This window comes from Bradyrhizobium sp. PUT101, from assembly GCF_052043945.1.
Lineage (GTDB): Bacteria > Pseudomonadota > Alphaproteobacteria > Rhizobiales > Xanthobacteraceae > Bradyrhizobium.
The window spans coordinates 610,693-637,558 of the sequence record NZ_CP197207.1; the positions used below are offsets into that span (position 1 = coordinate 610,693).

Genomic DNA, 26,866 nt, shown 5'->3' on the forward strand with positions numbered 1-26,866 from the left:
GAAATGTTCAACTACAATCCGAGTCGGGGGCGGGGCTGGTGGAGTCGGACTGGACAGATGGCGCGCTGGAAGCAATCGTGGAGCGAGGAGGATCTCAACCGGCTCAGGGAGCTCGCAGGCACCAAGCCGATTGCGGCGATCGCGAAAGAGCTCGGACGGACCACGGGCACGGTGCTCGCGAAGGCGATCGAGCAGAAGCTCCCCGTCATCTATCGTATCCAGCGAGCGGCGCCATAACGGGACTCGCGGTGAACCTGGAATATTCCAGCCGGTCAGTGCCCGAGGTTCACGTCACTTCCACCCATGCGATCCCGCGGCCGGCGCTTGACGATTGGCAAGCCCCGAAGGGGATCATTTTCCGCGACAGCGAGTTCTCAACCGATTGCCTTGGTTGGAGCCGCCATGACCGTCAATTTCGACACGCTGAGAGCCTCGCTCGTTCTCTATGGGCTGAATGCGATCTACGCGATCCTGCTGCTCGCCATCGGCTGGTATCTGTCCGGCGCGATGCAGCGTTTCGTCACGCGCGTCCTGAGCGTCACGCATCGCGTCGATCCGCTGGTGACGTTGTTCGTGGGTAGCCTCGCGCGCTATGGCGTTCTCGCGGTGGTCGGCATCGCCGTGCTGCAGCTCTTTGGCATCCAGACCGCAAGCCTCGTCGCCGTGCTGGGCGCCACATCTCTCGCCATTGGCCTGGCGTTACAGGGTACGCTCTCCAATCTCGCCGCCGGCGTGATGCTGCTGTTGTTCCGGCCCTTTCGCATCGGCGACGACGTCGAGGTCGCCGGCAGGGCTGGCAAGGTGAGGTCGCTATCGCTGTTCATGACCGAGCTCGTCGCGGCCGACAACACGCAGATCCTGCTGCCGAACGGGCAGGTGTGGGGTGCTGCGATCGTCAACCACAGCGCCTATCCCGGCACGGGTGAGGTCAAGGTAGCGTTTCCGGTTCCGGCCGCCGCCGCTTCGGCGCTGGCCGATCGCATGCTGAAGGAACTGCGCAATGACTCCCGCATGGACGGTCAGGCTGCGCCTGCCGTCAACATCTCCAGAGTGGTCGATGTCGCCAATCCGGCGTCGCCGATCCTGGAATTGACGGTCAGTGCGAAGGCAAGGCCGTCACAGGCGGACGCGGTCAGGCAGTGCGTGCTCGACCACGCCAGCGCGCTGCTCGCGGCGGCGTAGGCGTTTCCGCGGCGCTGTCGTTCAGCCTCGCGGCGCCCGCGGCGGCCTGCGCTTCACCGCATGGCGGCGCGGCGAGCGGGTCACGCGCGGTCGCAGGCGGCTTGCGGCGGCGCGTTGCGGCTTGGCCGCGACTTGCGGACCGCGGGCGAGCTCCATCAGCATGCGCAGCGCCTCGACCACCGAGCGGGCGCGCACGGCGCTGCGGCCGATCGCGCCAAAACGCTGCTCGCGATGGATGATGCGGCCGTCGCGCGCGGCGGCGGCGAAGTGCACGAGACCGACCGGCTTGCCGGGCGTGGCGCCGCCAGGGCCGGCAATGCCGGTGATGGCGACGGCGAGATCGACATCGGCGCGCTCCAGCGCGCCGATCGCCATCGCGGTTGCGGTCTCCTTGCTGACCGCGCCGAAATTCGTCAACGTGCTCGCTTCGACGCCAAGCATCGCGCGCTTGGCGTCGTTGGAATAGGTGACGAAGCCGCGGTCAATGACGTCAGACGAGCCGGGGATGTCGGTCAGTGCGCCGGCAACCAGGCCGCCGGTGCAGGATTCCGCAGTCGCGATCGTCAGCTTGCGCATCCGGCACAGATCGAGCAGCGAGCGGGAGAGGGCGCGTGCGTCGCTGCCGCCCATGGCCTAGACGCTCCAGGTCTTTTCGCTGAACGGCAGGCGGATGGTGGCGCTCGCGGTGGCCGCGATGCCCTCCTCACGCCCGGTGAAGCCGAGGCGCTCGCTGGTCGTTGCCTTCACCGCGACGCGGGAGATATCGACGCCGGAGATCTCGGCGATGCGCGCGCGCATGGTGTCGCGCAAGGGGCCGATCTTCGGCCGCTCGCAGATCAGCGTCACCTCGAGATTGGCGACGCGGCCGCCGCGCTGGGCGACGCGCTCGATGGCGTATTTCAGGAACTGGTCGGAGGAGGCGCCCTTCCATTTCGCATCGCTCGGCGGGAAGTGCGAGCCGATGTCGCCGTCGGCCAGTGCCCCGAGGATGGCATCCACCAGTGCATGCAGGCCGACATCGCCGTCGGAATGGGCGAGGAACCCTTTGGTGTGCGGCACGCGCACGCCGCAGATCATGACATGGTCGCCTTCGCCGAAGGCGTGCACGTCATAGCCGGTGCCGGTCCTGATGTCGCCGAGCAGGGCGGCCAGGCGCGCTTCCTCGCGCACGAAATCCTCGGGAGTGGTGAGCTTCATGTTGGCAACATCACCTTCAAAGGTTGCGACCGTCAATCCCGCCCATTCGGCAATCGCGGCATCGTCGGTGAAATCAGAGCGCCCGTCCTTCGCCGCGCGACGATGCGCCTCGAGAATGACGTCGAAACGAAAGGATTGCGGCGTCTGCGCGATTCTGAGGCGCGCCCGGTCCGGCGTGTCCTCGACATTGCCGCCCTCGCCGGTGAGCTTGATGGTGTCAGTGACGGGAACGACCGGGATCGCAGCGCCTGTGCGGCCCGCCGCTTCGATCGCGCGCGAGATCACGCCTGCCGAGACGAAGGGGCGGGCGGCATCGTGGATCAGCACGATGTCCGGCTTGTGCTTCGCCAGCACTTCGAGGCCGGCGAGCACCGAAGCCTGCCGGGTGGCGCCGCCATTGGTCGGCGGCTCGTGCCTCAGCCCTGCGACCGCTGCGGTGAACATGACGCTGTCGTCGGGGTTCACCACCGGCTGCACCGCTGATACCTCCGGGTGGCGGCTGAATGCCTCCATGGCGCGATAGATCACCGGCACGCCGCCGATCTCGCGGTATTGCTTCGGCCCGCCGGCGCCTGCACGCAGTCCACGCCCGGCTGCGACGAGGACGACTGCGGTGCGCTGTGATTTCGCCATAGGACTCAATTACTCAGTTGCTCATCAAGGAGTCGGGGAGGGGTTGCCGGCATGCCTCTAGCACGGCAGGCCCGCAAAAAAAGGGGGTTTCCCCGGATTGTGGGAAACAGCATTTTGCTGCACTGCACTTGAAAGATTTGCAGAACTGTCTAAACTGTAGGCATGATGCTTGACTGCACAAGAATTGTGCGCAAGATAGGTCTGGCAGGCGCGATGAGGCCCTGCCCAGTCAACGAGACCCCTGTGACCGGCTCGGCAGTATCCGGCTCTAAGCCGTTGAAAATAGGCGATATTGATATCGCCACCCCGGTCTTCCTGGCACCGATGTCGGGTGTGACTGACTCACCCGTCCGCCGGCTCGCCGCCGAGCTTGGAGCCGGTCTCGTCGTGTCCGAAATGACCGCCAGCGATGAGCTTGCCAATGGCCATCGGATGTCCCGGTTGCGCTGCGAAGCCACCGGCATCGGTCCGCATGTGGTCCAGCTCGCCGGCTGCGAGACGCACTGGATGGCCGAAGGCGCCCGGATCGCCGAAGCCGAAGGCGCCGATATCATCGACATCAACATGGGCTGTCCGGCCCGCCACGTCACCGGGGGCCAGTCCGGTTCGGCCTTGATGCGCGACCTCGACCATGCCCTCAGCCTGATCGATGCGACGATCGCGGCGGTGAAGGTGCCGGTGACGCTGAAGATGCGGCTCGGCTGGGACGACCGCACGCGCAACGCGCCGGAGCTGGCGCGGCGCGCGGAAGCCGCAGGCGTCAAGCTCGTTACCGTCCATGGTCGCACCCGCTGCCAGTTCTACAAGGGCGAGGCCGATTGGGGCGCGATCCGCGCTGTGCGCGAGGCCATCTCGATCCCGCTCGTCGTCAATGGCGACATCACGTCCTACGAGAAGGCGCTCGCAGCATTGCAAGCCTCGGGCGCCGATGCCGTGATGATCGGCCGCGGCGCGCAGGGCCAGCCCTGGCTGCCCGGTCAGATCGGCCGCCGCCTGCAGGGCGGGGCCGAGGAAGCGACGCCCTCGCTCGAAACGCAGCTGCATTATGTCCGCACGCTCTATGATGGCGTCTGCGCGCTCTATGGCCTGCGCATCGGACTGAGGCATGCCCGCAAGCATCTGAGCTGGGCACTCGATGTCGCAGCGCAGGTGAGCCGTGCGCCGGCGGAAAAGCTGAAGTCCTGGCGCCAAAAGATCCTGGTCTCGGAGGATCCGCGCCTCGTTCACAATTCACTGCAAGACGCCTTCGACGACTTCGCATGGAGCGCTGCTGCATGAGCTCAGCCGCTGAACATCGTCGGCCGCTTCAGTCCGACAGCGACGCGATCCTGGACGCCTTGCCCAACCCCGTGCTCATGATCGGGCCGGACGGCAAGATCGTCGCCGCCAATATCGCGACCGAAGCCTTCTTCGAGATCTCGACGCAGTTCCTGAAGCGGCAGTCGTTGAAGGAGCTGGTGCCGTTCGGCAGCCCCTTGCTGGCGCTGATCGACCAGGTGCGCTCGTCGAACTCGCCGGTCAACGAATACAAGGTCGATCTCGGCACGCCGCGCATGGGCGGCGACCGCCAGGTCGATCTGCACGTGGCCCCTCTCACGGAGCGGCCCGGCCACATCGTGGTGATGCTCCAGGAGCGCAGCATCGCCGACAAGATGGACCGCCAGCTCACCCATCGCAGCGCCGCGCGCTCGGTGATCGCGCTCGCCGCGATGCTGGCGCACGAGATCAAGAACCCGCTGTCCGGCATCCGCGGCGCGGCGCAGCTTCTGGAGCAGCAGGCCTCGTCCGAGGACCGCATGCTGACGCGGCTGATCTGCGACGAGGCCGACCGCATCGTGACGCTGGTCGACCGCATGGAGGTGTTCGGAGACGAGCGTCCCGTGGTGCGCGGCCCCGTCAACATCCATTCGGTGCTCGACCACGTGAAGCGGCTGGCGCAGTCGGGCTTTGCCCGCAACATCCGCTTCGTCGAGGACTACGACCCCTCGCTGCCGCCGGTGCTGGCGAACCAGGATCAGCTGATTCAGGTGTTCCTCAACCTCGTGAAGAACGCCGCCGAAGCCCTGATCGACGTGCCGGACGCCGAGATCCAGCTCACCACCGCGTTCCGCCCCGGCGTGCGCCTGTCAGTCCCCGGTCAAAAATCCAGGGTATCCCTGCCGCTGGAATTCTGCGTGAAGGACAACGGACCAGGCGTGCCGGACGACCTTCTGCCCAACCTGTTCGATCCCTTCGTGACCACCAAGCAGACCGGCTCGGGTCTCGGCCTGGCGCTGGTCGCCAAGATCGTCGGCGATCACGGGGGCATCATCGAATGCGAATCTCAGCCGCGCAAGACCACCTTCCGCGTGCTGATGCCGATGTATTCCACATCGGTGAAACATGCCGATCAAAGCAGTCGCGCCGACTCTGCCGGGAAGTCGTCGCCTGCGTCACAGGGGGCAAAATGAGGATCAACGATGCCCGCAGGTAGCATTCTCGTAGCCGATGACGATACCGCCATCCGCACCGTTCTCAATCAGGCACTGTCCCGCGCCGGTTACGAAGTGCGGCTGACCGGCAATGCCGCGACGCTGTGGCGCTGGGTGAGCCAGGGCGAGGGCGATCTCGTCATCACCGACGTGGTGATGCCGGACGAAAACGCCTTCGACCTGCTGCCGCGAATCAAGAAGATGCGGCCAAATCTGCCCGTCATCGTCATGAGCGCGCAAAACACGTTCATGACGGCGATCCGAGCTTCCGAGCGCGGGGCGTATGAATATCTGCCGAAGCCCTTCGACCTCAAGGAGCTGATCGCCATCGTCGGCCGCGCGCTCGCCGAGCCGAAGGAGCGGACATCGACCCCGGACGAAGACGCCGAGATGGAGGCGATCCCGCTGGTCGGCCGCTCGCCGGCGATGCAGGAAATCTACCGCGTGCTGGCGCGCCTGATGCAGACCGACCTCACCGTGATGATCACGGGCGAGTCCGGCACCGGCAAGGAACTGGTCGCGCGGGCGCTGCACGATTATGGCAAGCGCCGCAACGGCCCGTTCGTCGCGGTCAACATGGCGGCGATCCCGCGCGATCTCATCGAGTCCGAGCTGTTCGGCCATGAGCGCGGTGCCTTCACCGGCGCCAACACCCGCGCCTCCGGCCGGTTCGAGCAGGCCGAGGGCGGCACGCTGTTCCTGGATGAGATCGGCGACATGCCGATGGAGGCGCAGACCCGCCTGCTGCGCGTGTTGCAGCAGGGCGAATACACGACGGTCGGCGGCCGCACCCCGATCAAGACCGACGTGCGCATCGTCGCGGCCTCCAACAAGGATTTGCGTGTCCTGATCCAGCAGGGCCTGTTCCGCGAAGATCTGTTCTTCCGCCTCAACGTCGTGCCGCTGCGGCTGCCGCCCTTGCGCGAGCGCATTGAGGACCTGCCGGATCTTGTGCGGCACTTCTTCACGCTGGCCGAGAAGGACGGGCTGCCGCCGAAGAAGCTCGACGCGCTGGCGCTGGAGCGGCTGAAGCAGCACCGCTGGCCCGGCAACGTGCGCGAGCTGGAAAATCTGGCCCGGCGCCTTGCCGCGCTCTATCCGCAGGACGTCATCACGGCCTCCGTCATCGACGGCGAGCTCGCGCCGCCCTCGGTCAGCCCGGGCGCTGCGGTCCAGCAGGGCGTCGACAATCTCGGCGGCGCGGTGGAGGCATATCTGTCCTCGCACTTCCAGGGCTTTCCGAACGGCGTGCCGCCGCCCGGCCTCTATCACCGCATTCTCAAGGAGATCGAGGTGCCGCTGCTCACGGCCGCGCTGGCTGCCACCCGCGGCAACCAGATCCGCGCCGCCGACCTGCTCGGCCTCAACCGCAATACGCTGCGCAAGAAGATCCGGGATCTCGACATCCAGGTCTATCGGAGCGGGGGCTAGTCTTTCGAAGCCGACGGTGGCTCAGCTCCCCCTACCAAGGCGGAGCTGAGCCTGTCCGGATCGCGCTGGCCGTTGTGGCTGACGCGATGAGCAGAAGTCGGAGTGGGGCCGAAATGTTCCGCGGTCGCACAAGGATGGGACATCCCACCATCGGCGGCGGCGAACACATTCACCTGATGATCGTGCCTGTGGACGGCAGGACGCGCGCGACGTCCGCCGGCGACTCCTGCAGGCCGGGACCGTTGACCAGGAGGTCGGCGGCGACGATCAGCAGCAGAACGGCAGAAATCATGATCGCGAGAAAGAACCTATCCATCTCGGTCAAGCCGCGGCGGCGGGAATCCGTTCCCTCTGGTTAGCCTGCCTGTGGATTGCGCCGGTCCGCGGCGGGCGTCGCGCCGCGGAATTGTCGCAATTCGGCAACAATGTGGTACGAATACATCAGTATCCGCCCGTCGCGGACCCCGTTTTCAGCACCACCATTGCCGGAATGACCAGCGCAGACACCTCGGCCGCACACTTTGACACGGCCCCAGCGGAAGAGCCTCGGCGTTGGTCCGTGCGACGCTGGCTGGCCCCCTTTGCCGTGGCGCTGGCGCTGCTGTCGGCCCTCCTGACCTTCCTGGTCTTGACCGGCCTTACCAAGATCGAGCCGACGCCCGAGGTCGTCCGCTCGTTCTACCTGATCAACGCTGCCACGATCCTGCTCCTGGTCGGGATCATCATCAGGGAACTCTGGCAGCTGATCCTGGCGCGGCGGCGGGGCAGGGCGGCGGCACGCCTCCATGTCCAGATCGTCAGCCTGTTCTCGATCGTGGCGGTGCTGCCGGCGGTACTGGTCGCCGTGGTCGCCAACGTCACCATCGAGCGCGGCCTCGACCGGCTGTTCTCCGGCCCGACCAAGGAGGTGATCCAGAATTCGCTGACGATCGCGCGGGCCTATATGCAGGACCACGCTCAACTGATCCGCGGCGACATTCTCGGCATGGCCAACGACATCGCCCATGCGAGGCCGCTCTACGATCAGGACCGCCGCTCGTTCCGGGAGATGCTGACCGCCAGTGCCGGCTCTCGCAATTTGCCCGGCGCGATGATCATCGACAAGAACACCAACATCCTGGAATCCGCCGACACCGGCATGCGGCTCGCCTATTCGCCACCGGCGCCGGACTTTCTCAGCAATGTCAACGAGAACGAGCCCGAGATCGCGGTGCTCCCCGACGCGAGCTTCGTTGCCGCGGTGATCCGGTTGCGTGCCTTCAACGACACCTTCCTCTATGTCGCCCGTCCGCTCGATCCGAATGTCGTCAATCAGCTCAAGCAGACCGAAGTCAGCGTCGCCGAATACGCCCAGATCGAGTCACGCCGCCTCGGCATCCAGGTCGCCTTCGCGCTGATGTTCGCGGTGATCGCGCTGACCATCTTGATGGCTTCGGTGCTGATCGGTCTCAACTTCGCCAACTCGCTGGTCTCGCCGATCCGGCGGCTGATGAACGCGGCGCAAACGGTCTCGACCGGCGACCTCCATGTCCAGGTGCCCGTGCATCAGTCGGAAGGCGATCTCGCCCAGCTGGGCGAGACTTTCAACAAGATGACGCAGGAATTGCGCAGCCAGCGCGACGAGCTCGTCAACGCCAGCGACCTCATCGACAGCCGCCGCCGCTTCATCGAGGCCGTGCTGTCCTCGGCGAGCGCCGGCATCATCGGCGTCGATGCTTCCGGCAGCGTCGGCATCCTCAACCGTTCCGCCGAGAAGCTGATCGGGCACTCCGAAGCGGAGACGTTGGGCCATCCGCTCTCGGACGTGCTGCCCGAGCTCGACGAGATGATGAAGACGGCGCGGGAAGGGACCCAGCGCCTGGTGCAGGGGCAGATCACCATCACCCGCGACGGTGCCGAGCGCAATCTGTCGGTCCGCGTCAGCGCCGAGAAGAACCAGCCGCACGACAGCTACATCATCACGCTCGACGACATCACCGAGCTCGTCTCGGCCCAGCGGACCTCGGCCTGGGGCGACGTGGCGCGCCGCATCGCTCACGAGATCAAGAACCCGCTGACGCCGATCCAGCTCTCCGCCGAGCGCATCCGCCGCAAGTTCGGCAAATCCATCACCGAGGTCAAGGACAAGCAGATCTTCGAGCAGTGCACCGACACCATCGTGCGCCAGGTCGACGACATCAGGCGCATGGTCGACGAGTTCTCGCGTTTTGCGCGGATGCCTAAACCGGTGATGGAGGGCGAAGACGTCGCCGATACCGTGCGGCAGGCGGTGTTCCTGATGAAGGTCGCCCATCCCGAGATCGATATCGAGGCCGAGTTCAAGGAGGATCCGCTCCGCGCCCAGTTCGACCGGCGGCTGATCTCCCAGGCGGTCACCAACATCGTCAAGAACGCCACCGAGGCGATCGAGCAGGTTCCCCCCGAGGAGCTCGGCAAAGGCCGCATCGACGTCGTGGTGTCGCGCGAGGGCGACGACGTGCTGATCGACGTCATCGACAACGGCATCGGCCTGCCCAAGGTCGCGCGCTCGCGCCTGCTCGAGCCTTACGTCACCACGCGCGCCAAAGGCACGGGCCTGGGGCTGGCCATCGTCGGCCGCGTGCTGGAAGACCATGGCGGGCGGATCGAGCTGAAGGACGCCTCCGACTTCCGCGACGGCCAGCGCGGCGCCTGGATGCGGATGCGCTTCGCGATCTCGGGGCAACCCGCGAAAGCCGGGGGCTCCGAGCCAGCGCCCGCGGCCGACGAAGCAACCAGGCCGGAAAACAAGGCGGCGGTCACGGAATCCGTCGAGAAATCCAGCAACGAGCTGGAAACAAAAGAGCCGGCCGCCGGAACCAAAGCGCCGGCTGAAAAGACCAATGATTCAACGAAAATCGAAGCCTCAACAGGCAGCTGACAACACAGGCGCGATCCATGGCAAGTGAAATTCTGATTGTCGATGATGAGGCCGATATTCGGGATCTCGTTGCGGGCATTCTCGAAGACGAGGGGTTCGTGACCCGGACCGCACGCGACAGCGATACGGCACTCGCCGAGATCGCCAACCGGCGGCCGCATCTGGTGTTTCTCGACATCTGGCTGCAAGGCTCCAAGCTCGACGGCTTGCAGCTGCTGGAGCAGGTCAAGAAAGACAATGCCGATCTGCCCGTCGTGATGATATCCGGCCACGGCAACATCGAGACCGCGGTCGCCGCGATCAAGCGCGGCGCTTACGACTTCATCGAGAAGCCGTTCAAGGCCGACCGGCTGATCCTGGTCGCGACCAGAGCGCTGGAGAACTCGCGGCTCAAGCGCGAGGTCAAGGAGCTGAAGCAGCTCGCGCCGAGCGCCAGTCAGCTCGTCGGTCGTTCGCCGAGCATGAACCAGCTGCGCCAGACCATCGAGCGTGCGGCGAAGGCCAACAGCCGCATCCTGATCGTCGGCCCCGCCGGCGCCGGCAAGGAATTGACCGCACGCACGCTGCATACGGCTTCGGGCCGTGCCGAGGGTCCCTTCGTGGTGATCAACGCAGCGGCGATCACGCCCGAGCGCATGGAGCACGAGCTGTTCGGCATCGAGCAGTCCAATGGCGAGCAGGCGCGCAAGCCCGGTGCGCTCGAGGAAGCCCATGGCGGCACGCTGTTCATCGACGAAATCGCCGACATGCCGCGCGAGACCCAGAACAAGATCTTGCGCGTGCTGGTGGAGCAGTCGTTCCAGCGCGTCGGCGGCACCGCCAGGGTGCAGGTCGATGTGCGCATCATCTCCTCGACCGCACGCAACCTGGAAGAGGAGATCGCGGCCGGCCGTTTCCGCGAGGACCTCTACCACCGGCTCTCGGTGGTGCCGATCCGCGTGCCCGCGCTGTCGGAGCGGCGCGAGGACATTCCGGAATTGATCGACTATTTCATGGAGCAGATTTCCGCCGGCAGCGGCCTGCCCAAGCGCCAGATCGGGCAGGACGCGATGGCGGTGCTGCAATCCCATGTTTGGCCCGGCAATGTGCGTCAGCTCCGCAACAACGTCGAGAGGGTCATGATTCTCGCGGCAGGCGGGCCGGAGGTCATCATCACGGCCGACATGTTGCCGCAGGACGTCGGCTCCATGGTGCCGGCGATGCCGACCAGCAACAATGGCGAGCACATCATGGGCTTGCCGCTGCGTGAGGCGCGCGAAGTGTTCGAGCGCGACTATTTAATTGCGCAGATCAGCCGTTTTTCAGGAAATATTTCCCGTACGGCCGAGTTCGTTGGCATGGAACGCTCGGCGCTGCACCGGAAACTGAAAGCGCTCGGCGTCGGCTAGTGCGATTTCGAGCGGAGTGGAGACCGGTTCGCGTCAAGAAAACGCGTCAAAACAACAATCTAGCTTGCGGCCAGGCGTCAGGAATAAGCGAGTAAGATCATCGATTTCCGTAGTTTTCCGGGACAATAGGGCGTGGCCTGCCGCGTGAAGCGGCTTGCCTAATATCCCGACCTGTCCTCTAATCGAACCGCTGTTCCTTCCGAGGGGGATCTCATGAGGGACAGCAACCGGGAGAGGCCCCGAACGTCACAAGAGGGCCGCAACCGGCGCAATAAAAAGAAACTCAAAGCGAGAAAAAAACAATGGCGGCAGACCGCGCACAAAACCTACAGGACACCTTCCTTAATCACGTTCGCAAAACCAAGACGCCACTGACGATCTTTCTGGTCAACGGAGTGAAGCTCCAGGGCATCGTGACCTGGTTCGACAATTTCTGCTTGCTGCTGCGGCGCGACGGTCACTCGCAGCTGGTCTACAAGCATGCGATCTCGACCATCATGCCGGGCGCACCCATCCAGTTGTTCGAAGGCGGCGAGGATCAGCCGGCTTGAGAGTGATCTGATTGGAACCCCGGAGTTTCGACGGGGATGCCGACCGTCCGCGGTCGGCAGGGGCCAATACGGGGCGGGTGCTGGTCATCGGCCCCTATTTGCGAGTGCGCGCAGGCAATGCCGACGCGCAATCGGAAAGCCATGTCCAACGCGACGCCGAGGCCCGGCTTGATGAAGCCACGGGCCTCGCGCGTGCGATCGATCTCGTCGTTGCCGACGCCATCATCGCGCCGATCAGCCAGATCCGGCCAGCGACCTATATCGGCAAGGGCAAGGTCGAGGAGATCGCCGGGCTGGTCAAGAGCCTCGATGTCGAGCTCGTGGTGATGGATTGCGCGCTGGCGCCGATCCAGCAGCGCAATCTCGAAAAGGAGCTGCATGCCAAGGTGCTCGATCGGACCGGGCTCATTCTGGAAATCTTCGGCCGCCGTGCCAAGACCAGAGAAGGCTCGCTCCAGGTCGAGCTTGCGCACCTCAACTATCAACGCTCGCGCCTGGTGCGCTCCTGGACCCATCTCGAACGCCAGCGCGGCGGCTTCGGCTTCATGGGCGGTCCGGGCGAGACGCAGATCGAAGCCGACCGCCGCCTGATCCAGGAGCGCATCTCCAAGCTCGAGAGCGAACTGAAAAAAGTGCAGGCGACGCGGCGTCTGCATCGCGCCGGCCGCCAACGCGTGCCGTACCGCGTCGTCGCGCTGGTCGGCTACACCAATGCCGGCAAGTCGACGCTGTTCAACCGCCTGACCCGCGCCGACGTGCAGGCGGCCGACATGCTGTTTGCGACGCTCGATCCCACCTTGCGCGCACTCACTTTGCCGCATGGCGGCAAGGCGATGCTGTCGGACACTGTCGGCTTCATCTCCAATCTGCCGACCCAGCTCGTCGCCGCCTTCCGTGCCACGCTGGAGGAGGTGCTGGAGGCCGACGTCATCCTGCATGTCCGCGACATCTCGCATGAAGACGCTGAGGCGCAGCAGAGCGACGTCGACGCGGTGCTGCGCCAGCTCGGCATCAACCCCGATGATAGTGGCCGCATCATCGAAGTCTGGAACAAGATCGATCGGTACGATGCCGAGCAACGCGAAGAGCTTCTGAACATCGCCGCGCGCAGGCCGGAGGATCATCCGGCGATGCTGGTTTCAGCCGTGACAGGCGAGGGGGTCGACGCACTGCTCGCTGCGATCGAGGAACGCCTCGCCGCCAAACGCACCACGCTCGATCTCTCCATCGACGCCGCCGACGGAGCCGGCATCAGCTGGCTGCACCGCAATGCCGAGGTCCTGTCGAAGGAGCTGCACGATGGCCGCTTCGACATGACCGTACGGGTGGACGAGACCAAGCGGGATATCGTGGTGAACAGGTTCGACGCGGTGCCGCATCACGCCACATAACCGGTGTCGTCCCGGCGCACGTCCTTGCCTCCCCCTGACGCCTGCTTCTCCTCACCCTTCGCCGCATTCCACAGCGCGTCCATCTCCGCCAGCGACGCCTGCTCAAGGGTCCGACCCTGCGCCTCCAGCGTCCGCTCGATATAGGCGAAGCGCCGCTCGAATTTCGCATTGGTCACGCGTAGCGCGCTTTCCGGATCGGCGTCGACATGGCGGGCGAGGTTGACGAGGGCGAACATCAGGTCGCCGGTCTCTTCCGCAATCTCCTGCTTGTCGTTGCGGTCCAATGCCGCCTCGATCTCGTCGGCTTCCTCGCGGATCTTTTGCAGCACCGCGCGCGGGTCGTTCCAGTCGAAGCCGACGGTGGAGGCCTTGCGCTGGAGCTCCATCGCGCGCGTCAGCGCCGGCTGGCCGGCCTTCACGCCCGACAGCAGCGATTTGTGTGACGGCACGTCCTCCGGCGGCCGGCGCGCGGCGCGCTCGGCTTTCTCCTCGGCCTTGATGCGATCCCAGACCTCCTTGACATGGGAGGAGGCGAGATTGCCGTCCTTGTCGGCGAAGACATGGGGATGGCGGCGGATCATCTTGCGCGTGATGGCTTCGACGACGTCACCAAAATCGAACGCGTTCTGCTCCGAAGCCATCTGGGCGTGGTACACGACCTGGAGCAGGAGATCGCCGAGCTCCTCGCGCAGATCGTCGAGATCGCCGCGGCTGATGGCCTCGACCACCTCATAGGCTTCCTCGATCGTATAGGGCGCAATCGTCGCAAAGTTCTGCTCGAGGTCCCAGGGGCAGCCGGTCACCGGCGTGCGCAGCGCCGCCATGATCTCGATCAGGCGGGAAATGTCGCGGGAAGGGGTCATTGCGGGGCAGTCTCCTGGCTCTGCAGACTTATGCCAAAAGCGGGCCGCCGTTCCCAGCGCGGCGAGGCGGAACGTGCCGATTTCCACGGATTGGCGGACCAGCCCCACAGTGCTAAAGCGCGGACCATGAGTGACGCACTTTCATCCGAAACTGCGCTGGTGCTGTTCTCGGGCGGCCAGGATTCCACCACCTGCCTCGCCTGGGCCCTCAGCCGCTTTGCGCGCGTGGAGACACTGGGGTTCGATTATGGCCAGCGCCACGCCATCGAGCTGACCTGCCGCGACCGCCTGTTCGAGGGCATCAAGGGGCTGTGCGCGGATTGGGCCGCAAAGCTCGGCGAGAGCCATACGCTGTCGATCCCGACGCTGGCGGCCGTGTCCGAGACGGCGCTGACGCGCGACGTCGCGATCGCGATGGGGGCCGATGGCCTGCCCAACACCTTCGTGCCGGGCCGCAACCTCGTGTTCCTGACGTTCGCCGCGGCACTGGCCTATCGACGTGGGATCAACCACATCGTCGGCGGCATGTGCGAGACCGACTATTCCGGTTATCCCGATTGCCGCGACGAGACCATCCGCGCCATGCAGTCCGCGCTCTCACTCGGCATGGCGCGCAAGTTCGAGCTGCATACGCCCTTGATGTGGATCGACAAGGCCGCGACCTGGACGCTCGCGCATGATCTCGGCGGCGACGGGCTGGTCGATCTCATTCGCGAGCAGTCGCACACCTGTTATCTCGGCGAACGCGGCGCGCAGCACGATTGGGGCTACGGCTGCGGCGAGTGCCCCGCGTGCAGCCTGCGCGCAAAGGGATGGGCGGAGTATGTGGCGGGCAGGCAGGCCCGCTAGAAAGTGTGCTGCAGTTTCACCGAGACGTTTCGACCGGTCTCCACGAGAGGGTTCGTGAAGCTCCGTGGATACGAGCGGTTCACAAAGGTCGAGGCGTCGACATAGGCCGTGTTGAAGATGTTTTCCAGGCCGAGGATCAGCTTGGTATCGCCAAGTTGCGGAGATACCAGTTTCCCCAGTTGAAGCGTCGCATAGAGCTTGGGAATGGCGTATCCCGAGGTCGTATACTCCTGTGCCGGATCGATCCGGGTCTTGCTGGCGGCCCAATCGATCACGCCGAGGATCGAGTAGGCGCCATCCGGGTCCGCATATTGTATCCCCACCCGCCCGCGATACGGAGCGAGAAAAGGCAGCGGCTTGTCGGTCGCCGTGTTGGTACCGCGCAGCTGGGTGAAGTTCGTGAACAGGTTGACGGACGGCGTCATCTGCCAGCGCGCCTCCAGTTCGACGCCGGTCACCTCGGCCTTGCCGACGTTCTGTGACTGGGTGTATCCGCCGACACCGTTGAGCGTCACTGCGACCGTTTGAAGGAAGTTCTCGTAGTGCGTATCGAACGCCGTGACCTTGAGTTCTGCATTGGTCGTATGAAAGCGTGCGCCTCCTTCGTACGTCACGCCGCGTTCCGGCTTCAGGTCCGGATTGGGAAGCTGAGTGGCTGTCACGGCAAACAGCTCGGAGTTCGTCGGTTGACGGAACGAGGTCGCCACGTTGCCGATCAGGTCGACGCTTGGCAGGACGGCGTAGACGAACCCAAGGCTTCCGGTCGGAGCCGTTTGATCCACGTTGGTCTTGCTCGCATACAACGCTCTGACATTTGCAGGAATGGTGGACGCGAGCGGCGAGGTGTCAGTGGTCGTGTTGAACCAGTCGAAACGGCCCCCTGCGGACAGCGTCAGCGGCTGGATCGGCTTCCATTCATGCAGGACGAACGTGCCGATGTTGGATTGCGTCGTGTCGGGGCCTTGCTTGGTGTAAGGCGAAAACACATCGCTCGTCACGATCCCCGTCGTCCCATTGCGGGTGATGGTCTCGGACGTCAATTCGCTGCCCGGCCGCGCTTCCCGGAAGCCGTCGAGGCCGACCGTGGTCTTCGTTGCACCCCACGGACTGAGCCAGGGAATCTCGGCCAGTGAGCGCCCGCCGATTACGAGGGGGCCTATGACGTGGCTGGTGGATTTGACGGTCCTCGTGGTGATGCCCGCGGCGTTGATCGTGTTGTTGATCGTCGAGAGTTTCGTGTCGAAATAGTTGACGTAGAAGGAGCTCTCGACGTGCTTCACCAGGCCGTCGAGTTCGCCGGTATAGGCGATGCGCGCCGAATGCACCTGATTGGGGTCCTGCCGGACCTGGAGATACGGCGCACCCGGCGCTCCGCCGACACCGCCGGCCCGCCCATCGACCTCGCTGTAGGAGCGCAAGGAGAGCTCCAGCCTCTGGCCGATATCGGGCGTGTAGCCGAGCTTGATATTGCCGCCGACGCTCTGATAGTCGCTATTCGGCACCGTTCCGAGCGACGTTTGGTAGTCGCCGCCCCAGCGCCCGGCAAAGCCGCCGATGAAATCAAAGCCCTGTCCGGCGCCCTTGACCCAGTCGTACGTGCTGATCGAGTTGGCGGCGCTTCCGTAACCCGTTGACCAGCCGCCACCCGTAAACCGGAACGGCCCCGACGTATCGCCGGTGTACGACCGGGTCACGACGTTGACCAGTCCGGTCAATGCCTCGCTGCCATAGACGACGGAGCCCGGACCGCGGATCACTTCCACGCGCTCGATTTCGTCAGGCGCAAGATAGCTGAGCTGCAGCGTGTTGCGGCCACGGAAGCGATCGCCATCGATAAACATTGGTGAGCGGAAGCTGTTCGAGGAAAACCCTCGCAGGTAGATCTGACCTCCGATGCCGCCGGAGCGAGCGATCGAGATCCCCGGAACAGAGGCGAGAATATCGAGAAGGCCGGTTGGCGAAGTCGCCTCGATCTGCGCGCGATCGACGACCGTGATGCTCTGCTCTGCCAGATGGGGAATTCCCGGTTGCGGCAGCCTGCCGCCCATGGGCTTGAGGGAGTCGCTGTTCGTGCCTTCGGGCGCTGTTGCGGCGCCTTGCCGGCCTTGCGCCGGCTGGACAGCCTGTGACTGAGTTGGTCGCGTCCCGCGAGCTGCACTCTGCCGCATCGCGCGGCGGGGCTTCGGCGGTTTTCCTGACTCCACGATCACCACTGGCAGCACCGATTGGTGTGACGAGCTACTCGCGGTTTGGGCTTCTGCGACCACGCTCGATGCTGTGGCCATGACACAAGCTAGCCCCACACTCAAACTGCAGGTCGATGAGAAGAACGAATTTCTTCTGGAATCAAACGTGATAGTTCTCCGAAACATCGACAGTATCCCTCAGCATTCACTCAGCCTCAGGGTCCTTATCGTGTCACCATCTCCGGTGCCATCATTCGCGAGCCAGTTTCGAGCTATTCAAATTGCGCCGGTTGCTCTGCTCATCAATCAAGCGTCAATGCATGTCATTCGATCACTCATTGCCGCGGTTGAGCTGCAGCGTCTTTGGAACGATTCCATTTTCGGATAGCGGTACTTCCAGCGTGCGACCAACATTTTGCTTTTGAATTTTCTTCGCGTGGGACTATGTAGCCGTGTCTGCGGCGCCGCGCAGATCATCATTGGCGCCCTCGAGGTCCTTGGATTCATGCTGCCGCCGCTGCGTTGGGGAAGACCATCACTGGGCCTGGCGACGATCCTTGTGATTGCGTTGGCCGAGATTGGCTCGGCAAACGCAATTGATCTGACTGACCAGCGCAACCGCAAGGTGCTCTTCAGCCGACTGCCGGAACGCCTGGTCATCATTCCGATCCCTGCACCATCGACGTTCATGACGATCGATGGCAGCGACCGGAAGATCGTCGGCATGAACGAGTACGCCGCGCGCGCGATGCAAGAGGGCATTTCCGGAAAGCTGTTTCCGGGCTTCAAGCAGATCCAAACGGATGTGACGACCGGCGGAGATGCATCGAATTTCGCCCCGAATGTAGAGGCAATCCTCGCATTGCGTCCCGATGCGATCTTGCAATGGGCCAACAACAACGAAGTCATCGGACCGTTGGATCGGACCGGGATTCCCGTCGTCGGCATGCGCGTGGGTTCGTTCGAGAACTACACCGAGTACGTCAAGTTGATGGGGAAGATCGCAGGCAGGGAAGATCGCGCCGGCGAATTGCTCAGAAGGCAGGAAGAATCCCGGCACTCGCTGGCGTCTCGGTTCGCCGATCTATCGCCGACGCAGCGGCCGCGCGTGCTCTACTTCAATCGCGCCACCAACATGCTGCGCGTCAGCGGCCGGGGAACGGCGCAGGATTTGGCCATTCAGCTGGCGGGCGGCCAGAACGCGATCGGTGACACCGCTTCGATCAGCACCGTGACCATTGAACAGATCCTGACGTGGGATCCGCAAGTCGTCCTGCTTGGAAATTTCGATTCGACGATGCCGTCCGATCTATATCGTGATCCGCGCTGGCAGGGCGTCGAGGCGGTTCGGGCTCGCCGCGTGTATCGCGTCCCGCTCGGTGGCTATCGCTGGGATCCGCCGAGTCACGAGTCCGCCCTTGGGTGGCTGTGGCTGGCAGGTCTGCTGCATCCCGAACGTGTGCAGGAGAACATTCGGATGTCGGTGAGGGACTGGTTCGGCTTTCTCTACGCTTACAGTCCGACGGATGAGGAGATCGACAGCATCCTGTATCTCAAGGAGAACGCCGACTCAGCCGGCTACGAAGCTTATCGGGCGCATTGATGGGAAGTGCTATCTCACGATCGGCTCCGAGGCTCCAGTCGCCGGGTGAACGATCCTTTGCCTTGCTTTACGTTGCGCTCGCCGCGGGCTTGATCCTGGTCTTGCTGTGGTCGGTCGCATCGGGACGGTATCAGGTCCCGTTCGGTACGGTGCTGTCGATCATCGTGTCGCACCTGGTTGCGGTGAAAGCGACGTGGACGGCCACCGAAGCCGTCGTCGTCGAAACGGTGAGGCTGCCGCGCGTGCTCACCGCCGCTATCGCTGGCGCCGGTCTGTCGCTGTGCGGCGCAGTGCTCCAAGCGATCTTCCGCAACCCGCTGGTCGGGCCGCAGACCATCGGTGCATCATCCGGTGCCGCGCTCGGAGGCGTCACCGTCATCTTCCTCGCCGGGTTCGGGCCACTCGTCCAGATTGGCGCTTTTGGGGGAGCTGCCCTGGCGCTCGTCGCCGTGCTTGCGTTTCATCGCAGCGACCGTCTCTCGCCGACCCTCACGCTGGTCCTCGCGGGCGTGGTCGTCAGCGCGTTCTGCAGCGCTCTGGTCGGACTTGTGACCTATCTCGCCGATCCTGAGACGACATTGCAGGTGATCGTGTTCTGGCTGCTGGGCAGCTTTGCGTCAGCGACCTGGCCGCAATTCGGCTTGATTGCGTTCTGCACCACGATCGCATCCGCCGTTCTCATCGGGATGCGATGGCGCGTGAACGTTCTTTCGCTTGGAGATGACGAGGCTCGAACCCTCGGTGTCAATCCAGCTCGCGATCGGTTGATCCTTCTGGCCGCGGCGTGTCTTGCGATCTCGTCCCAGGTTGCGGTCAGCGGGACCATCGGCTGGGTAGGTCTCATCATTCCGAACCTTGCGCGCATGATGGTCGGGGCGGACAACCGCCAGCTTCTGCCGGTATCGACGTTCCTCGGCGCCATCTTCCTGGTTGCGGCGGACACGCTCGCACGGTCACTCACGCCGGCGGAGATTCCGGTCGGAATCATCACCGCGCTCGTCGGCACTCCGATCTTCGCGCTGCTTCTTCGGCGCACCACGAGGAGCGGCGCACGATGATCCGCATCGAGAATGCAGGCCACAGCTACGGATCCGAGCGCTGGCTCTTTCGCGGACTGTCCGTGACCTTTCCTTCGGCCCGGATCGCGGCGATCCTCGGGCCCAATGGCTGCGGCAAGACGACCTTACTGCGCGCAATCAGCGGAACGCTGACCCTCGAGGAAGGAGTCGTCGGCATCGATGGCCATGTGGGTTTCGTTCCGCAGGCCTTGACGGCCGATCAGTCCTATAGCGCCGTCGACATGGTCCTGCTGGGACGAAGCCGCTATCTCGGCAGGTTCAGCTCTCCGGGCCACAAGGACAGGGAACGTGCGTACGCGTGCCTCGAGGAAGTCGGCCTCCTGGCCCTCGCGGATCAGCGTTACGACCGGCTCAGCGGCGGACAGCGGCAGCTTGTCCTGCTGGCCCGTGCATTGGCCAGCGACTGCAAGGTGCTGGTGCTGGATGAGCCGGCCTCGGCGCTCGATATAGCCAATCAGGGCGTTGTGCTTCGCCTGCTGCTGCGCCTCGCGAGCTCCTTTGGTCTCACCGTGCTCTTCACGACGCATCACCCGGACCATGCAATCGGCATCGCCGATACGACCTTGCTGATGCAGCGCAATGGCATGCACATCTCCGGCCCGACAGAGATGGTGCTGACCGAAAGCAATCTCGCGCGGATGTACGGCGTGCCGGTTCGCCGCGTGGATGTTCATGCGGACGAGGAGACGGCATCGGCCATCGTGCCGCTGCACGGCCTGCGGAGCAAGGCTCCGGATCTGCCGGTCGCGCGTTGAGATCAGAGGCCGGGATCGGGTTGGGGTGAGGCCTTTCGCCTGGCCCAGGGCAGGAAACCGTCGAGGAGCTTCGTGGCTGCCGGCATGAAGTTGCTGCCATGATGATAGAATGGATCCAGCGTCGAGACGAGCAGCCGGCCCGGCAGGGTGACACGATCCTCGTAGAGGAGCGCTCCACCGCTGTCGCGGCCCTCAGGATCGGCCGGAACGTCGATCAGCGCCCGAGCCCCGGCAGGCGGGGTCAACACGCCGTGAAAGTGCCATATCGTGCTCTCGAACGGTACCGCCTGGAAAAGCTCGTGGTCGGGAGCCAGCAGGCGGTTCGGCGCACTCGCATTCTTTTCGAGCCACCACCAGAAGTTCGTTGGCCGCGCTTCCCACGTGACGCCTGGCAGCCACGTGTCGGCGCGATTTTCGCCAAACACAACCAGCGTGTGCCCGGCCTTCGCGAAATCGATCAGGACATCGCGCTTGGCGCGAAGGATGTTCGGATTGATGCGATCGGGCACGATCAGGAAGGTGACTCCGGCCAAGGCATCGGCCGTGAGTTCCGGGGCGTAGATGGTCTTGTCGAACAGCTCACGATAGCGCGGGCCGTGAATGGCCGCGTGGTGGTAAAACGTGCCGCCGTCGAGGATGGCCAGGCTCATTGAACGTCTCGTCCCTCGGCGACCCATTGCATGATCCGCGGCGCCAGCTGCTTGTCCTCGCCGCCAAAGGTCCAGAGGTCATTGCCCCCATGGAATAGAACGTGACCTCGACCGACCGGATAGATGAAGTCGAGCGGCATGTGCGGCTGACCGAGGGCGTGAATAATGAGCGCATCCGGCGGCGCGTCGTGCCAGACCCGTCCGTAGAAGCCGGAGACGCCGCGGCGGAAGGTCAGATCATGCGGATCGATGCCGTGCCAGATGGGATGCTCGGCGAGGCGCAGCACCGTGATGTCGCTGAGCCTGTAATTGTCTATAGTGTGGAAACCTGCCATCCGCGGAAGGTAGGAGTAGGCGAGGTGACCGTTTGCAACGACGACGCCGCCGCGAGCAAGATATTCCTCGATCTGGGGAGCGCGAGCCGCCAGGAAACGCTGGTCGCTATGCATGCTCACGAACAGGACGCTGAAATCGTTCAGATCGATAGCGGGCAGCGAATAGATGTCGCGCAACAGGATTTCCGGCTCGGTTCTGGCACCGGTCAAGGCATGCAGCGACCCGTCGTCATAGCCGAAGCTGAGAGCAAGTCCCGGCTTCATGTATCAACTCGCACGTATAGTGAAGAGAGCGCCAGGTTCTTTCGCCAGGACGTCCTCGGCGACGGACCGCTTCAATGCACTCAGCTCACGCTCTTGAACTGTGGTGCGATCCTTGGCGAACACGAGTTCGAAAAACCGCTCAGGCAATACCCCAGGCAGCAACGCCATCTCGGCGGTTCGCTCGCCCAGCGTAATTCGAAAGCTGTAAGAAATGTCGTGGCCGGATACGAACCTCGCTTCGGGCAGCGAGCGGTCTACCATATAGGCCCCCCGGGTCACGGCGCGGGTGACGACTTCGAAAGCGTCCCGCACACCTGGGCCCGGGTGCCCGCTCACGATACTGATGTCGCGTCGCGCCGGTACTGTGTCGGGCGATAGAAAAGCGAACGCTGCCCGCTGCGCTTGAAACACGATCGCGGCCATGGCAAGCGCGGATTGGCCATGATAGGCGGCCACCATCGGAAAACCGATCTCGATGGGTTCTTCCTCGGCCATAATGGTGACCGTAGATCCTGGTCCGGCTGTTGCGCTCACTGGTCCCCACATGACGAAGCGGTTTGTTGGTCGCTTGCGTTATCCCGCGCTTCTGCCTGAGGTCAACAAGGCAAACTTAGATTCAGTTCAAAGCGCGAGCAGCGACATAGCTCTTCCGTCCTTGGGATACAGATGCGAGAGGCCCTAGTTTGGGAGTTTGAATCGCAGGCATCCTACCAAACGCAACGCTGCCGGCCGTCCCCGCTGGATCAGTCGAGAATGACCCGGAACTGCCGTCGATGACTCGCTGCTATGCAGCCTGTTTCCCACCCATAAGCCAGTAGATGATGGTCGTCAGAGCAAGGGTCGATGCGCCTGCAACGATGAAAGTCGCGCGATAGTCGCCATTCGAACTAAGCTGCAGGGCCGAACCCAAAAGTGCAATCCCAAAACTGAAACCGATTTGGCGCATGGTGACGCAAATGGCTGATGCGGTCGCCGCACGATCGCTTGGAACCGCCGACACGGCGGCGGCAGTGATCTGAGTGTTGATCACGGCACAGCCTGCCCCGCTTACGAGCAGCGCAGCTACTGTCATTGCCAGCTTGTCCGACCCCGCATTTGCGCCGGAGATCGCACCAAGTGCCAAGTCAGCCATCCCGATAAGCGCGAGACCACCACAGAAGAATGACCGTGATGGGATGCGGGTCGTCAAAGCCGCTCCATAGCGCGGCAGCGCCATCATCGGCAATGTGAGCGCGACGAGGAGCCAGCCCGCCTCAAGCGGACTGAGACCCAATGGTCCGCGCGCCAATTGCGGTATGTAAACAAGAAGCGACCAGAATCCGATCGATCCCGCGATCGGGACGAGGCACATCGCGATGAACTGCCGAGATCCGAACAGCTTAAGATCGAGCGCCGGGTTGGGGTGTCGGTGTTCCACCCAGACGAACAAAAGGAGCGCAATCCCCGAGGCGGCGAGTCCTGTCAGGAACGCCGCTGACGCGACGCCGCCAAGCGCGGGGGCTTCCAGCAACATAAACGCGAGCGTCGCCGACGTTATCGCAAGAAGGCCGGCACCGAGCCAATCCACCTTAGCGCTCGAGAGCTGCTGGTCGAGCCCACTGCCGATTCTGTACAGCGCCAGAAAAATCAAAACAGCGCAAAGCGGCAAGTTGATCCAAAAAATCCAACGCCACCCGATCGTGCCGGTCAAGAACGATCCGAGCGGCGGGCCAGCGACCATCGAGGCACCAACGATGGTGCCCCAAAGTCCAAACGCCCGCGCCCGCCGCGGCCCCTCGTAGGCACCAGCAAGGAGGGCAGACGAGGTGCTGGTGATGCAGGCACCGGCGATACCTTGCAGTGTGCGGAACGTCAACAAAACCTCGAGCGTGTTCACGCACGCACACAGCAGAGAGGCCAGGCCAAACAGCCATGCACCCCAAGTGAACATTTGAACGCGTCCGTATCTGTCAGCTAGGCTGCCTGCGATCGGCAAACAGAAGATCAAAGCAAGGCTGTAGACGTCGATGACCCAGGCCGCTCGTGCGGAAGCGGCACCGAGGTCGTGGCCAATGTCGGGTAAGGCAGCCGCTAAAGCCGTTAGGTCGACTTGAAACAGAAAGCCGCTCAAGCATGCTGCAAGCAGCGTCGCCGTTTCCAGGGACATCCGATTGCCTTGATGGCCGTTGTCATTAGGCCAACTGGCACTCCGCGTTCCATCATCGTCCTGCTGAAGTTTGTTAAGCATCGTCATTTCGGCCTCCATGGAGCATGGATGGCCGGGCAACAGGCTTTGGTCGAATGATGGTTCCTCAAAAGCTCATGAATCTGTATCATGGCTTGAGGAGATTAAGATGCCACGCCGCTTGCCACCGTTCGCCCCCCTCGTCGCGTTCGATGCTGTCACCCGCCATGGCTCGTTCACACGCGCCGCGGCGGAGTTGGGCGTCACACAGAGTGCGGTCAGCCATCAGATCCGAAAACTGGAGGACCACTTCGGGGTAGCATTGTTGCAGCGGCAGAATCCAGGGATCGAGATAACACCAGCCGGCGCGCAGCTTAGGCAAGAGCTTGCGGCAGCACTCGACGCGCTTGGTGCGCTGGATGGTCAGGTGCGTCGGCGCTCGAACCGAACGACGTTACGTGTGGGCGCCGGGTCGGCGTTGGCAACCTGGTGGCTGGTCCGACGGCTGCCGGACTTTACGGCGCGATATCCGTCGATCAACGTTGATCTCAAACCGCTGGAGACAGGGGACAGCTCAAAGCGGCCGCTCGACGTGCGAATTGTCTGGAACGCGAGCGAGGACGCGCGGCGGACGTCCACTCAATTGCCTCTGTTTTGGGAGCGGATTTTTCCCGTCTGCGCGCCACACCTGTTGCCCCGGCGGCGTCCCCTGACCGACCCCGACGGCCTGCTGGCCCTGCCGCTCATCCACAAGGGCGACAACGCGACCGGCGACTGGGGTTGGCCCTCCTGGTTCAGACGCTTGGGATTGCCGAAATCGGGCGCCGCCGCTGGAAGCTTGACACTGGACGACATGGGAATGTGCATGTCAGCTGCGGCCGAGGGGGCAGGCGTGACACTGGGGCGCTCGCTTCTGGTCGCAGATGCGGTTTCGTCTGGACGCCTCATGTCCGCACTCGCCAATTACCCCACGGTCGAGTGCACGAAAATTCAGGTTGCCCAGTGGCCAGCCGATCTGATCGGCGATCGCAGCGTCGAATTGTTTGTGAATTGGCTTGCTGAGCAAGCCGAGACGACCGTGAAGAATATTTCGGCTGCGTAGTCCGTTTCTTGGCCCTTCGCGACTTATCGCATTCCCTGCGCGCTTGGTCGCTAACCGTACCAAGCCCACGTAGCCTTCGGAGCATCACGCCAACGCGTTTAGGGGAGACCGCCTAGCCAAAATCCTCCGGCCGCAGCTCGATCGGCTTGCCGTGTGGGGTGCGATCCGCGGCGTGGTCCCAGGCATCGCGGTAGCGGTGCAGGGTTTCCATGGATGCGACGCCCTTGCGCGCAACCAACCCTTCGAGCGTGGCGAGCCAGTGCAGGTAGTAGGTCTCGCCGGTATCAGGATCGCCGGCTGCTTGCGCGCGCTTGATCTCGTCGGCGAGCGCGGCGGCCCATTCGGGCCAGGTGAACACGCCGCGCTCGTGCAAGGTCAGCGCCATGGCAAAGGCATGCGCCTCCCATGGCGCCCGGAAAACCGGGCCATCGTCATCGCGGGGGATGCTCGGGATGGCCGCGGTGGCGGCCGCAGCAAGCGTCGTGCTCATCACGCCGAGTCCAGATAGGGCTCGAACGCGTCGATCGAGACTTTTGTGGTCGGATCGCCATCGGGGCCCCAGAGTTCGCTGCCCTCGAACACCACGGTGTAGAGCCATTGTGGATGTTCGCCGAGCTCCATCGCCGCCGTATCAGGAAACACGTGGCAGCCATGGTTCAGCTCGACGACACCGATATGGCCGCGCACATAGCGCGGCAGCCTGGTGTGTGTAGCCGGATGGATGTTCCTGGCGCGCACACGGTCGCCGATCTCGAACTTCGCAGGCTGGGGGGCAGGGCGGTCGAACTTGCCGCGCGCCATCACGCGCTCGACGTTGGCGAGGTCGAACTTGCCGTGCTTGAGCGCCTTGGCCGGCTGGATCGCGCGCCCGGCGGCGACCTCCTCCCGGGTGAGGTAGCCCTTCTCGATCAGCATCTCCTCGAGCCCGAGGAACCACTTTTTGTAATAGGAGCTCGAGAGATAGACGTGCGGCGGCAAGGTCTCGCGATAGAACCGCGACGTGTCGATGTTGAAAGCACCGGCCGCGCCCATCGCGCGCACCATGGCAAGGACACGCGCTTCCCAATCCGCGTGGAACATCGGTTCATTGGCTTCGGGCTCGACCTTGCCGAACCCGTCCATGCCGCCCATGTCGTGCACGCCGTTCATGCCGGCTCTCCCGGCTTCCGCGGAAATCCGGTGCCGATCATGGAATCGCGGGTGACGAGCTCGGCGAGCTGCTCCTCGCTCCAGCCCTCTGTGCCCTCGGGCCGCATCGGCAGCACCAGGAAGCGCGTCTCGGCGGTCGAATCCCACACCCGGATTTCCATGTCCTTGGGCAATGTGACGTCGAAATCGGCGAGCACGCCGCGCGGGTCCTTTACGGCGCGGGAGCGGTAGGGCGCAGCCTTGTACCAGACCGGCGGCAGTCCCAGCATTTCCCATGGGTAGCAGGAGCACAGCGTGCACACGACCATGTTGTGCCGCTCCTTGGTGCTCTCGACCACGACGAGATGGTCACCGACGCGGCTCACATGGCCGAGCGTGCCGATCGCCTTGCTGCCGTCCTCCAGCAGCGCCTTCTTGAACGCCGGATCGGTCCAGGCCTTGGCGACGACGCGAGCGCCGTTATGCGGGCCGATCTTGGTCTCATAGGCCTGGATGATGGCATCGAGCGCAGCCGGCTCGACATAGCCCTTTTCGGTGAGGATCGTCTCAAGCGCGCGCACGCGCAGCTCGGTCTCCGACAGCTCGGAATGGTCGTGGTGATGGTCGTGATCGTGGCTCATGCGGCAAAGATATGCGCAATGGCCCAGGCCTGTCGAGTGTTCCTTGCATCGTGATCGGGTCCCATATTCGTGACGACATTTGTGCGCTAACATCGCCGAAAACA

Annotated in this window: 26 protein-coding genes; 14 read left to right on the top strand and 12 right to left on the bottom strand. The window is 63.9% G+C overall.

Going from position 1 to position 26,866, the window contains the following annotated elements:
* Positions 1-57: 57 nt before the first annotated feature.
* Together ACSHT2_RS03015 and ACSHT2_RS03020 are read left to right on the top strand one after the other, a co-directional pair.
* On the top strand, positions 58-237 hold the full coding sequence (locus ACSHT2_RS03015; protein WP_370112885.1) for a hypothetical protein: 180 nt from the start codon (positions 58-60) through the stop codon (positions 235-237).
* Between the two features lie 165 nt (positions 238-402).
* On the top strand, positions 403-1,182 hold the full coding sequence (locus ACSHT2_RS03020) for a mechanosensitive ion channel family protein (protein WP_440640321.1): 780 nt from the start codon (positions 403-405) through the stop codon (positions 1,180-1,182).
* Between the two features lie 21 nt (positions 1,183-1,203).
* On the opposite strand, the gene ACSHT2_RS03025 is transcribed toward ACSHT2_RS03020, so the two are convergent.
* Both ACSHT2_RS03025 and ACSHT2_RS03030 read right to left on the bottom strand, forming a co-directional pair.
* Positions 1,204-1,812, bottom strand: coding sequence for a CinA family protein (locus ACSHT2_RS03025; RefSeq protein WP_319332723.1), 609 nt, complete (start codon positions 1,810-1,812; stop codon positions 1,204-1,206).
* A gap of 3 nt (positions 1,813-1,815) precedes the next feature.
* On the bottom strand, positions 1,816-3,012 hold the full coding sequence (locus ACSHT2_RS03030) for a bifunctional 2-C-methyl-D-erythritol 4-phosphate cytidylyltransferase/2-C-methyl-D-erythritol 2,4-cyclodiphosphate synthase (protein ID WP_440640322.1): 1,197 nt from the start codon (positions 3,010-3,012) through the stop codon (positions 1,816-1,818).
* 276 nt (positions 3,013-3,288) lie between these two features.
* Here ACSHT2_RS03030 and dusB point away from each other — a divergent pair, with 276 nt between their 5' ends.
* From dusB to ntrC, 3 genes are read left to right on the top strand one after another with little or no spacing between them, the layout of a single operon-like run.
* Complete coding sequence (gene dusB, locus ACSHT2_RS03035) at positions 3,289-4,290, top strand: tRNA dihydrouridine synthase DusB (RefSeq protein WP_440643029.1); 1,002 nt, start codon at positions 3,289-3,291, stop codon at positions 4,288-4,290.
* Positions 4,287-5,462, top strand: a complete 1,176-nt coding sequence (locus tag ACSHT2_RS03040; RefSeq protein WP_028179545.1) for a two-component system sensor histidine kinase NtrB — start codon at positions 4,287-4,289, stop codon at positions 5,460-5,462. The genes dusB and ACSHT2_RS03040 overlap by 4 nt, the downstream gene beginning before the upstream one ends.
* A 9-nt stretch (positions 5,463-5,471) precedes the next feature.
* A complete protein-coding gene (gene ntrC / locus ACSHT2_RS03045) occupies positions 5,472-6,914 on the top strand; it encodes a nitrogen regulation protein NR(I) (protein WP_122403283.1) in 1,443 nt (480 codons plus the stop codon).
* A 169-nt stretch (positions 6,915-7,083) separates the two neighbouring features.
* Here the strand turns inward: ntrC and ACSHT2_RS03050 are convergent, their stop codons facing one another.
* Positions 7,084-7,230: a hypothetical protein gene (locus ACSHT2_RS03050; protein ID WP_440640323.1), complete on the bottom strand. Its 147-nt coding sequence runs from the start codon at positions 7,228-7,230 to the stop codon at positions 7,084-7,086.
* Positions 7,231-7,404: 174 nt separating this feature from the next.
* Here ACSHT2_RS03050 and ACSHT2_RS03055 point away from each other — a divergent pair, with 174 nt between their 5' ends.
* From ACSHT2_RS03055 to hflX, 4 genes are all read left to right on the top strand, one after another.
* On the top strand, positions 7,405-9,813 hold the full coding sequence (locus tag ACSHT2_RS03055; protein WP_440640324.1) for an ATP-binding protein: 2,409 nt from the start codon (positions 7,405-7,407) through the stop codon (positions 9,811-9,813).
* Between the two features lie 17 nt (positions 9,814-9,830).
* On the top strand, positions 9,831-11,201 hold the full coding sequence (ntrX, locus tag ACSHT2_RS03060) for a nitrogen assimilation response regulator NtrX (RefSeq protein ID WP_440640325.1): 1,371 nt from the start codon (positions 9,831-9,833) through the stop codon (positions 11,199-11,201).
* Positions 11,202-11,503: 302 nt separating this feature from the next.
* Positions 11,504-11,752 carry an RNA chaperone Hfq gene (gene hfq / locus ACSHT2_RS03065; RefSeq protein WP_007591126.1) on the top strand — a complete coding sequence of 83 codons (249 nt, stop codon included), beginning with the start codon at positions 11,504-11,506 and terminating at the stop codon, positions 11,750-11,752.
* A gap of 11 nt (positions 11,753-11,763) precedes the next feature.
* Complete coding sequence (gene hflX, locus ACSHT2_RS03070; protein ID WP_440640326.1) at positions 11,764-13,143, top strand: GTPase HflX; 1,380 nt, start codon at positions 11,764-11,766, stop codon at positions 13,141-13,143.
* Here the strand turns inward: hflX and mazG are convergent.
* Positions 13,131-14,006 carry a nucleoside triphosphate pyrophosphohydrolase gene (gene mazG, locus ACSHT2_RS03075; RefSeq protein ID WP_440640327.1) on the bottom strand — a complete coding sequence of 292 codons (876 nt, stop codon included), beginning with the start codon at positions 14,004-14,006 and terminating at the stop codon, positions 13,131-13,133. The genes hflX and mazG overlap by 13 nt on opposite strands.
* Positions 14,007-14,132: 126 nt before the next feature.
* Here mazG and queC point away from each other — a divergent pair, with 126 nt between their 5' ends.
* The gene (gene queC, locus ACSHT2_RS03080) at positions 14,133-14,855 is read left to right on the top strand and encodes a 7-cyano-7-deazaguanine synthase QueC (RefSeq protein ID WP_440640328.1); all 723 of its coding nucleotides are present in this window, start codon (positions 14,133-14,135) and stop codon (positions 14,853-14,855) included.
* Here the strand turns inward: queC and ACSHT2_RS03085 are convergent.
* The gene (locus ACSHT2_RS03085; RefSeq protein WP_440640329.1) at positions 14,852-17,140 is read right to left on the bottom strand and encodes a TonB-dependent receptor; all 2,289 of its coding nucleotides are present in this window, start codon (positions 17,138-17,140) and stop codon (positions 14,852-14,854) included. The genes queC and ACSHT2_RS03085 overlap by 4 nt on opposite strands.
* 406 nt (positions 17,141-17,546) lie before the next feature.
* Here ACSHT2_RS03085 and ACSHT2_RS03090 point away from each other — a divergent pair, with 406 nt between their 5' ends.
* The 3 genes from ACSHT2_RS03090 (at position 17,547) to ACSHT2_RS03100 (ending at position 20,478) form a co-directional block, all read left to right on the top strand.
* Positions 17,547-18,644, top strand: coding sequence for an ABC transporter substrate-binding protein (locus tag ACSHT2_RS03090; RefSeq protein ID WP_440640330.1), 1,098 nt, complete (start codon positions 17,547-17,549; stop codon positions 18,642-18,644).
* Between the two features lie 62 nt (positions 18,645-18,706).
* Positions 18,707-19,702, top strand: a complete 996-nt coding sequence (locus ACSHT2_RS03095; RefSeq protein ID WP_440640331.1) for a FecCD family ABC transporter permease — start codon at positions 18,707-18,709, stop codon at positions 19,700-19,702.
* Positions 19,699-20,478: an ABC transporter ATP-binding protein gene (locus ACSHT2_RS03100; RefSeq protein WP_440640332.1), complete on the top strand. Its 780-nt coding sequence runs from the start codon at positions 19,699-19,701 to the stop codon at positions 20,476-20,478. The genes ACSHT2_RS03095 and ACSHT2_RS03100 overlap by 4 nt, the downstream gene beginning before the upstream one ends.
* A gap of 2 nt (positions 20,479-20,480) precedes the next feature.
* Here the strand turns inward: ACSHT2_RS03100 and ACSHT2_RS03105 are convergent, their stop codons facing one another.
* The 4 genes from ACSHT2_RS03105 to ACSHT2_RS03120 all read right to left on the bottom strand — a co-directional run bounded on the left by ACSHT2_RS03105 (position 20,481) and on the right by ACSHT2_RS03120 (position 23,960).
* A complete protein-coding gene (locus ACSHT2_RS03105) occupies positions 20,481-21,128 on the bottom strand; it encodes a hypothetical protein (protein ID WP_440640333.1) in 648 nt (215 codons plus the stop codon).
* On the bottom strand, positions 21,125-21,727 hold the full coding sequence (locus tag ACSHT2_RS03110) for a hypothetical protein (RefSeq protein ID WP_440640334.1): 603 nt from the start codon (positions 21,725-21,727) through the stop codon (positions 21,125-21,127). The genes ACSHT2_RS03105 and ACSHT2_RS03110 overlap by 4 nt, the downstream gene beginning before the upstream one ends.
* 3 nt (positions 21,728-21,730) lie before the next feature.
* Positions 21,731-22,222 (bottom strand): hypothetical protein, encoded by a 492-nt coding sequence (locus ACSHT2_RS03115; protein WP_440640335.1) that lies wholly within the window; start codon positions 22,220-22,222, stop codon positions 21,731-21,733.
* A gap of 289 nt (positions 22,223-22,511) precedes the next feature.
* Complete coding sequence (locus tag ACSHT2_RS03120) at positions 22,512-23,960, bottom strand: MFS transporter (RefSeq protein ID WP_440640336.1); 1,449 nt, start codon at positions 23,958-23,960, stop codon at positions 22,512-22,514.
* 100 nt (positions 23,961-24,060) lie between these two features.
* Between ACSHT2_RS03120 and ACSHT2_RS03125 the strand changes: the two genes are divergently transcribed.
* The gene (locus ACSHT2_RS03125; protein WP_440640337.1) at positions 24,061-24,993 is read left to right on the top strand and encodes a LysR substrate-binding domain-containing protein; all 933 of its coding nucleotides are present in this window, start codon (positions 24,061-24,063) and stop codon (positions 24,991-24,993) included.
* Between the two features lie 112 nt (positions 24,994-25,105).
* Here ACSHT2_RS03125 and ACSHT2_RS03130 read toward each other — a convergent pair whose 3' ends face one another.
* The 3 genes from ACSHT2_RS03130 to nthA are packed head-to-tail and all read right to left on the bottom strand — an operon-like array spanning position 25,106 to position 26,762.
* A complete protein-coding gene (locus tag ACSHT2_RS03130; protein ID WP_319332760.1) occupies positions 25,106-25,483 on the bottom strand; it encodes a nitrile hydratase accessory protein in 378 nt (125 codons plus the stop codon).
* Complete coding sequence (nthB, locus tag ACSHT2_RS03135; RefSeq protein ID WP_440640338.1) at positions 25,483-26,142, bottom strand: nitrile hydratase subunit beta; 660 nt, start codon at positions 26,140-26,142, stop codon at positions 25,483-25,485. Before nthB ends, ACSHT2_RS03130 begins: the two co-directional genes overlap by 1 nt.
* Positions 26,139-26,762: a nitrile hydratase subunit alpha gene (gene nthA / locus ACSHT2_RS03140; protein ID WP_440640339.1), complete on the bottom strand. Its 624-nt coding sequence runs from the start codon at positions 26,760-26,762 to the stop codon at positions 26,139-26,141. Before nthA ends, nthB begins: the two co-directional genes overlap by 4 nt.
* Positions 26,763-26,866 lie beyond the last annotated feature (104 nt).

Bases quoted from the DNA above. Each gene is read 5' to 3' on its own strand.
- ACSHT2_RS03085 (WP_440640329.1), bottom strand. From the start codon at position 17,140: ATGGCCACAGCATCGAGCGTGGTCGCAGAAGCCCAAACCGCGAGTAGC.
- ACSHT2_RS03110 (WP_440640334.1), bottom strand. From the start codon at position 21,727: ATGAAGCCGGGACTTGCTCTCAGCTTCGGCTATGACGACGGGTCGCTG.
- queC (WP_440640328.1), top strand. From the start codon at position 14,133: ATGAGTGACGCACTTTCATCCGAAACTGCGCTGGTGCTGTTCTCGGGC.
- hfq (WP_007591126.1), top strand. From the start codon at position 11,504: ATGGCGGCAGACCGCGCACAAAACCTACAGGACACCTTCCTTAATCAC.
- ACSHT2_RS03130 (WP_319332760.1), bottom strand. From the start codon at position 25,483: ATGAGCACGACGCTTGCTGCGGCCGCCACCGCGGCCATCCCGAGCATC.
- nthB (WP_440640338.1), bottom strand. From the start codon at position 26,142: ATGAACGGCGTGCACGACATGGGCGGCATGGACGGGTTCGGCAAGGTC.
- ACSHT2_RS03120 (WP_440640336.1), bottom strand. From the start codon at position 23,960: ATGACGATGCTTAACAAACTTCAGCAGGACGATGATGGAACGCGGAGT.
- ACSHT2_RS03105 (WP_440640333.1), bottom strand. From the start codon at position 21,128: ATGAGCCTGGCCATCCTCGACGGCGGCACGTTTTACCACCACGCGGCC.
- ACSHT2_RS03125 (WP_440640337.1), top strand. From the start codon at position 24,061: ATGCCACGCCGCTTGCCACCGTTCGCCCCCCTCGTCGCGTTCGATGCT.
- ACSHT2_RS03020 (WP_440640321.1), top strand. From the start codon at position 403: ATGACCGTCAATTTCGACACGCTGAGAGCCTCGCTCGTTCTCTATGGG.
- ACSHT2_RS03030 (WP_440640322.1), bottom strand. From the start codon at position 3,012: ATGGCGAAATCACAGCGCACCGCAGTCGTCCTCGTCGCAGCCGGGCGT.
- ACSHT2_RS03050 (WP_440640323.1), bottom strand. From the start codon at position 7,230: ATGGATAGGTTCTTTCTCGCGATCATGATTTCTGCCGTTCTGCTGCTG.
- nthA (WP_440640339.1), bottom strand. From the start codon at position 26,762: ATGAGCCACGATCACGACCATCACCACGACCATTCCGAGCTGTCGGAG.
- ntrX (WP_440640325.1), top strand. From the start codon at position 9,831: ATGGCAAGTGAAATTCTGATTGTCGATGATGAGGCCGATATTCGGGAT.
- ACSHT2_RS03115 (WP_440640335.1), bottom strand. From the start codon at position 22,222: ATGGCCGAGGAAGAACCCATCGAGATCGGTTTTCCGATGGTGGCCGCC.
- ACSHT2_RS03025 (WP_319332723.1), bottom strand. From the start codon at position 1,812: ATGGGCGGCAGCGACGCACGCGCCCTCTCCCGCTCGCTGCTCGATCTG.
- mazG (WP_440640327.1), bottom strand. From the start codon at position 14,006: ATGACCCCTTCCCGCGACATTTCCCGCCTGATCGAGATCATGGCGGCG.
- ACSHT2_RS03055 (WP_440640324.1), top strand. From the start codon at position 7,405: ATGACCAGCGCAGACACCTCGGCCGCACACTTTGACACGGCCCCAGCG.
- ACSHT2_RS03090 (WP_440640330.1), top strand. From the start codon at position 17,547: ATGCTGCCGCCGCTGCGTTGGGGAAGACCATCACTGGGCCTGGCGACG.
- ACSHT2_RS03100 (WP_440640332.1), top strand. From the start codon at position 19,699: ATGATCCGCATCGAGAATGCAGGCCACAGCTACGGATCCGAGCGCTGG.
- ACSHT2_RS03015 (WP_370112885.1), top strand. From the start codon at position 58: ATGGCGCGCTGGAAGCAATCGTGGAGCGAGGAGGATCTCAACCGGCTC.
- ntrC (WP_122403283.1), top strand. From the start codon at position 5,472: ATGCCCGCAGGTAGCATTCTCGTAGCCGATGACGATACCGCCATCCGC.
- ACSHT2_RS03040 (WP_028179545.1), top strand. From the start codon at position 4,287: ATGAGCTCAGCCGCTGAACATCGTCGGCCGCTTCAGTCCGACAGCGAC.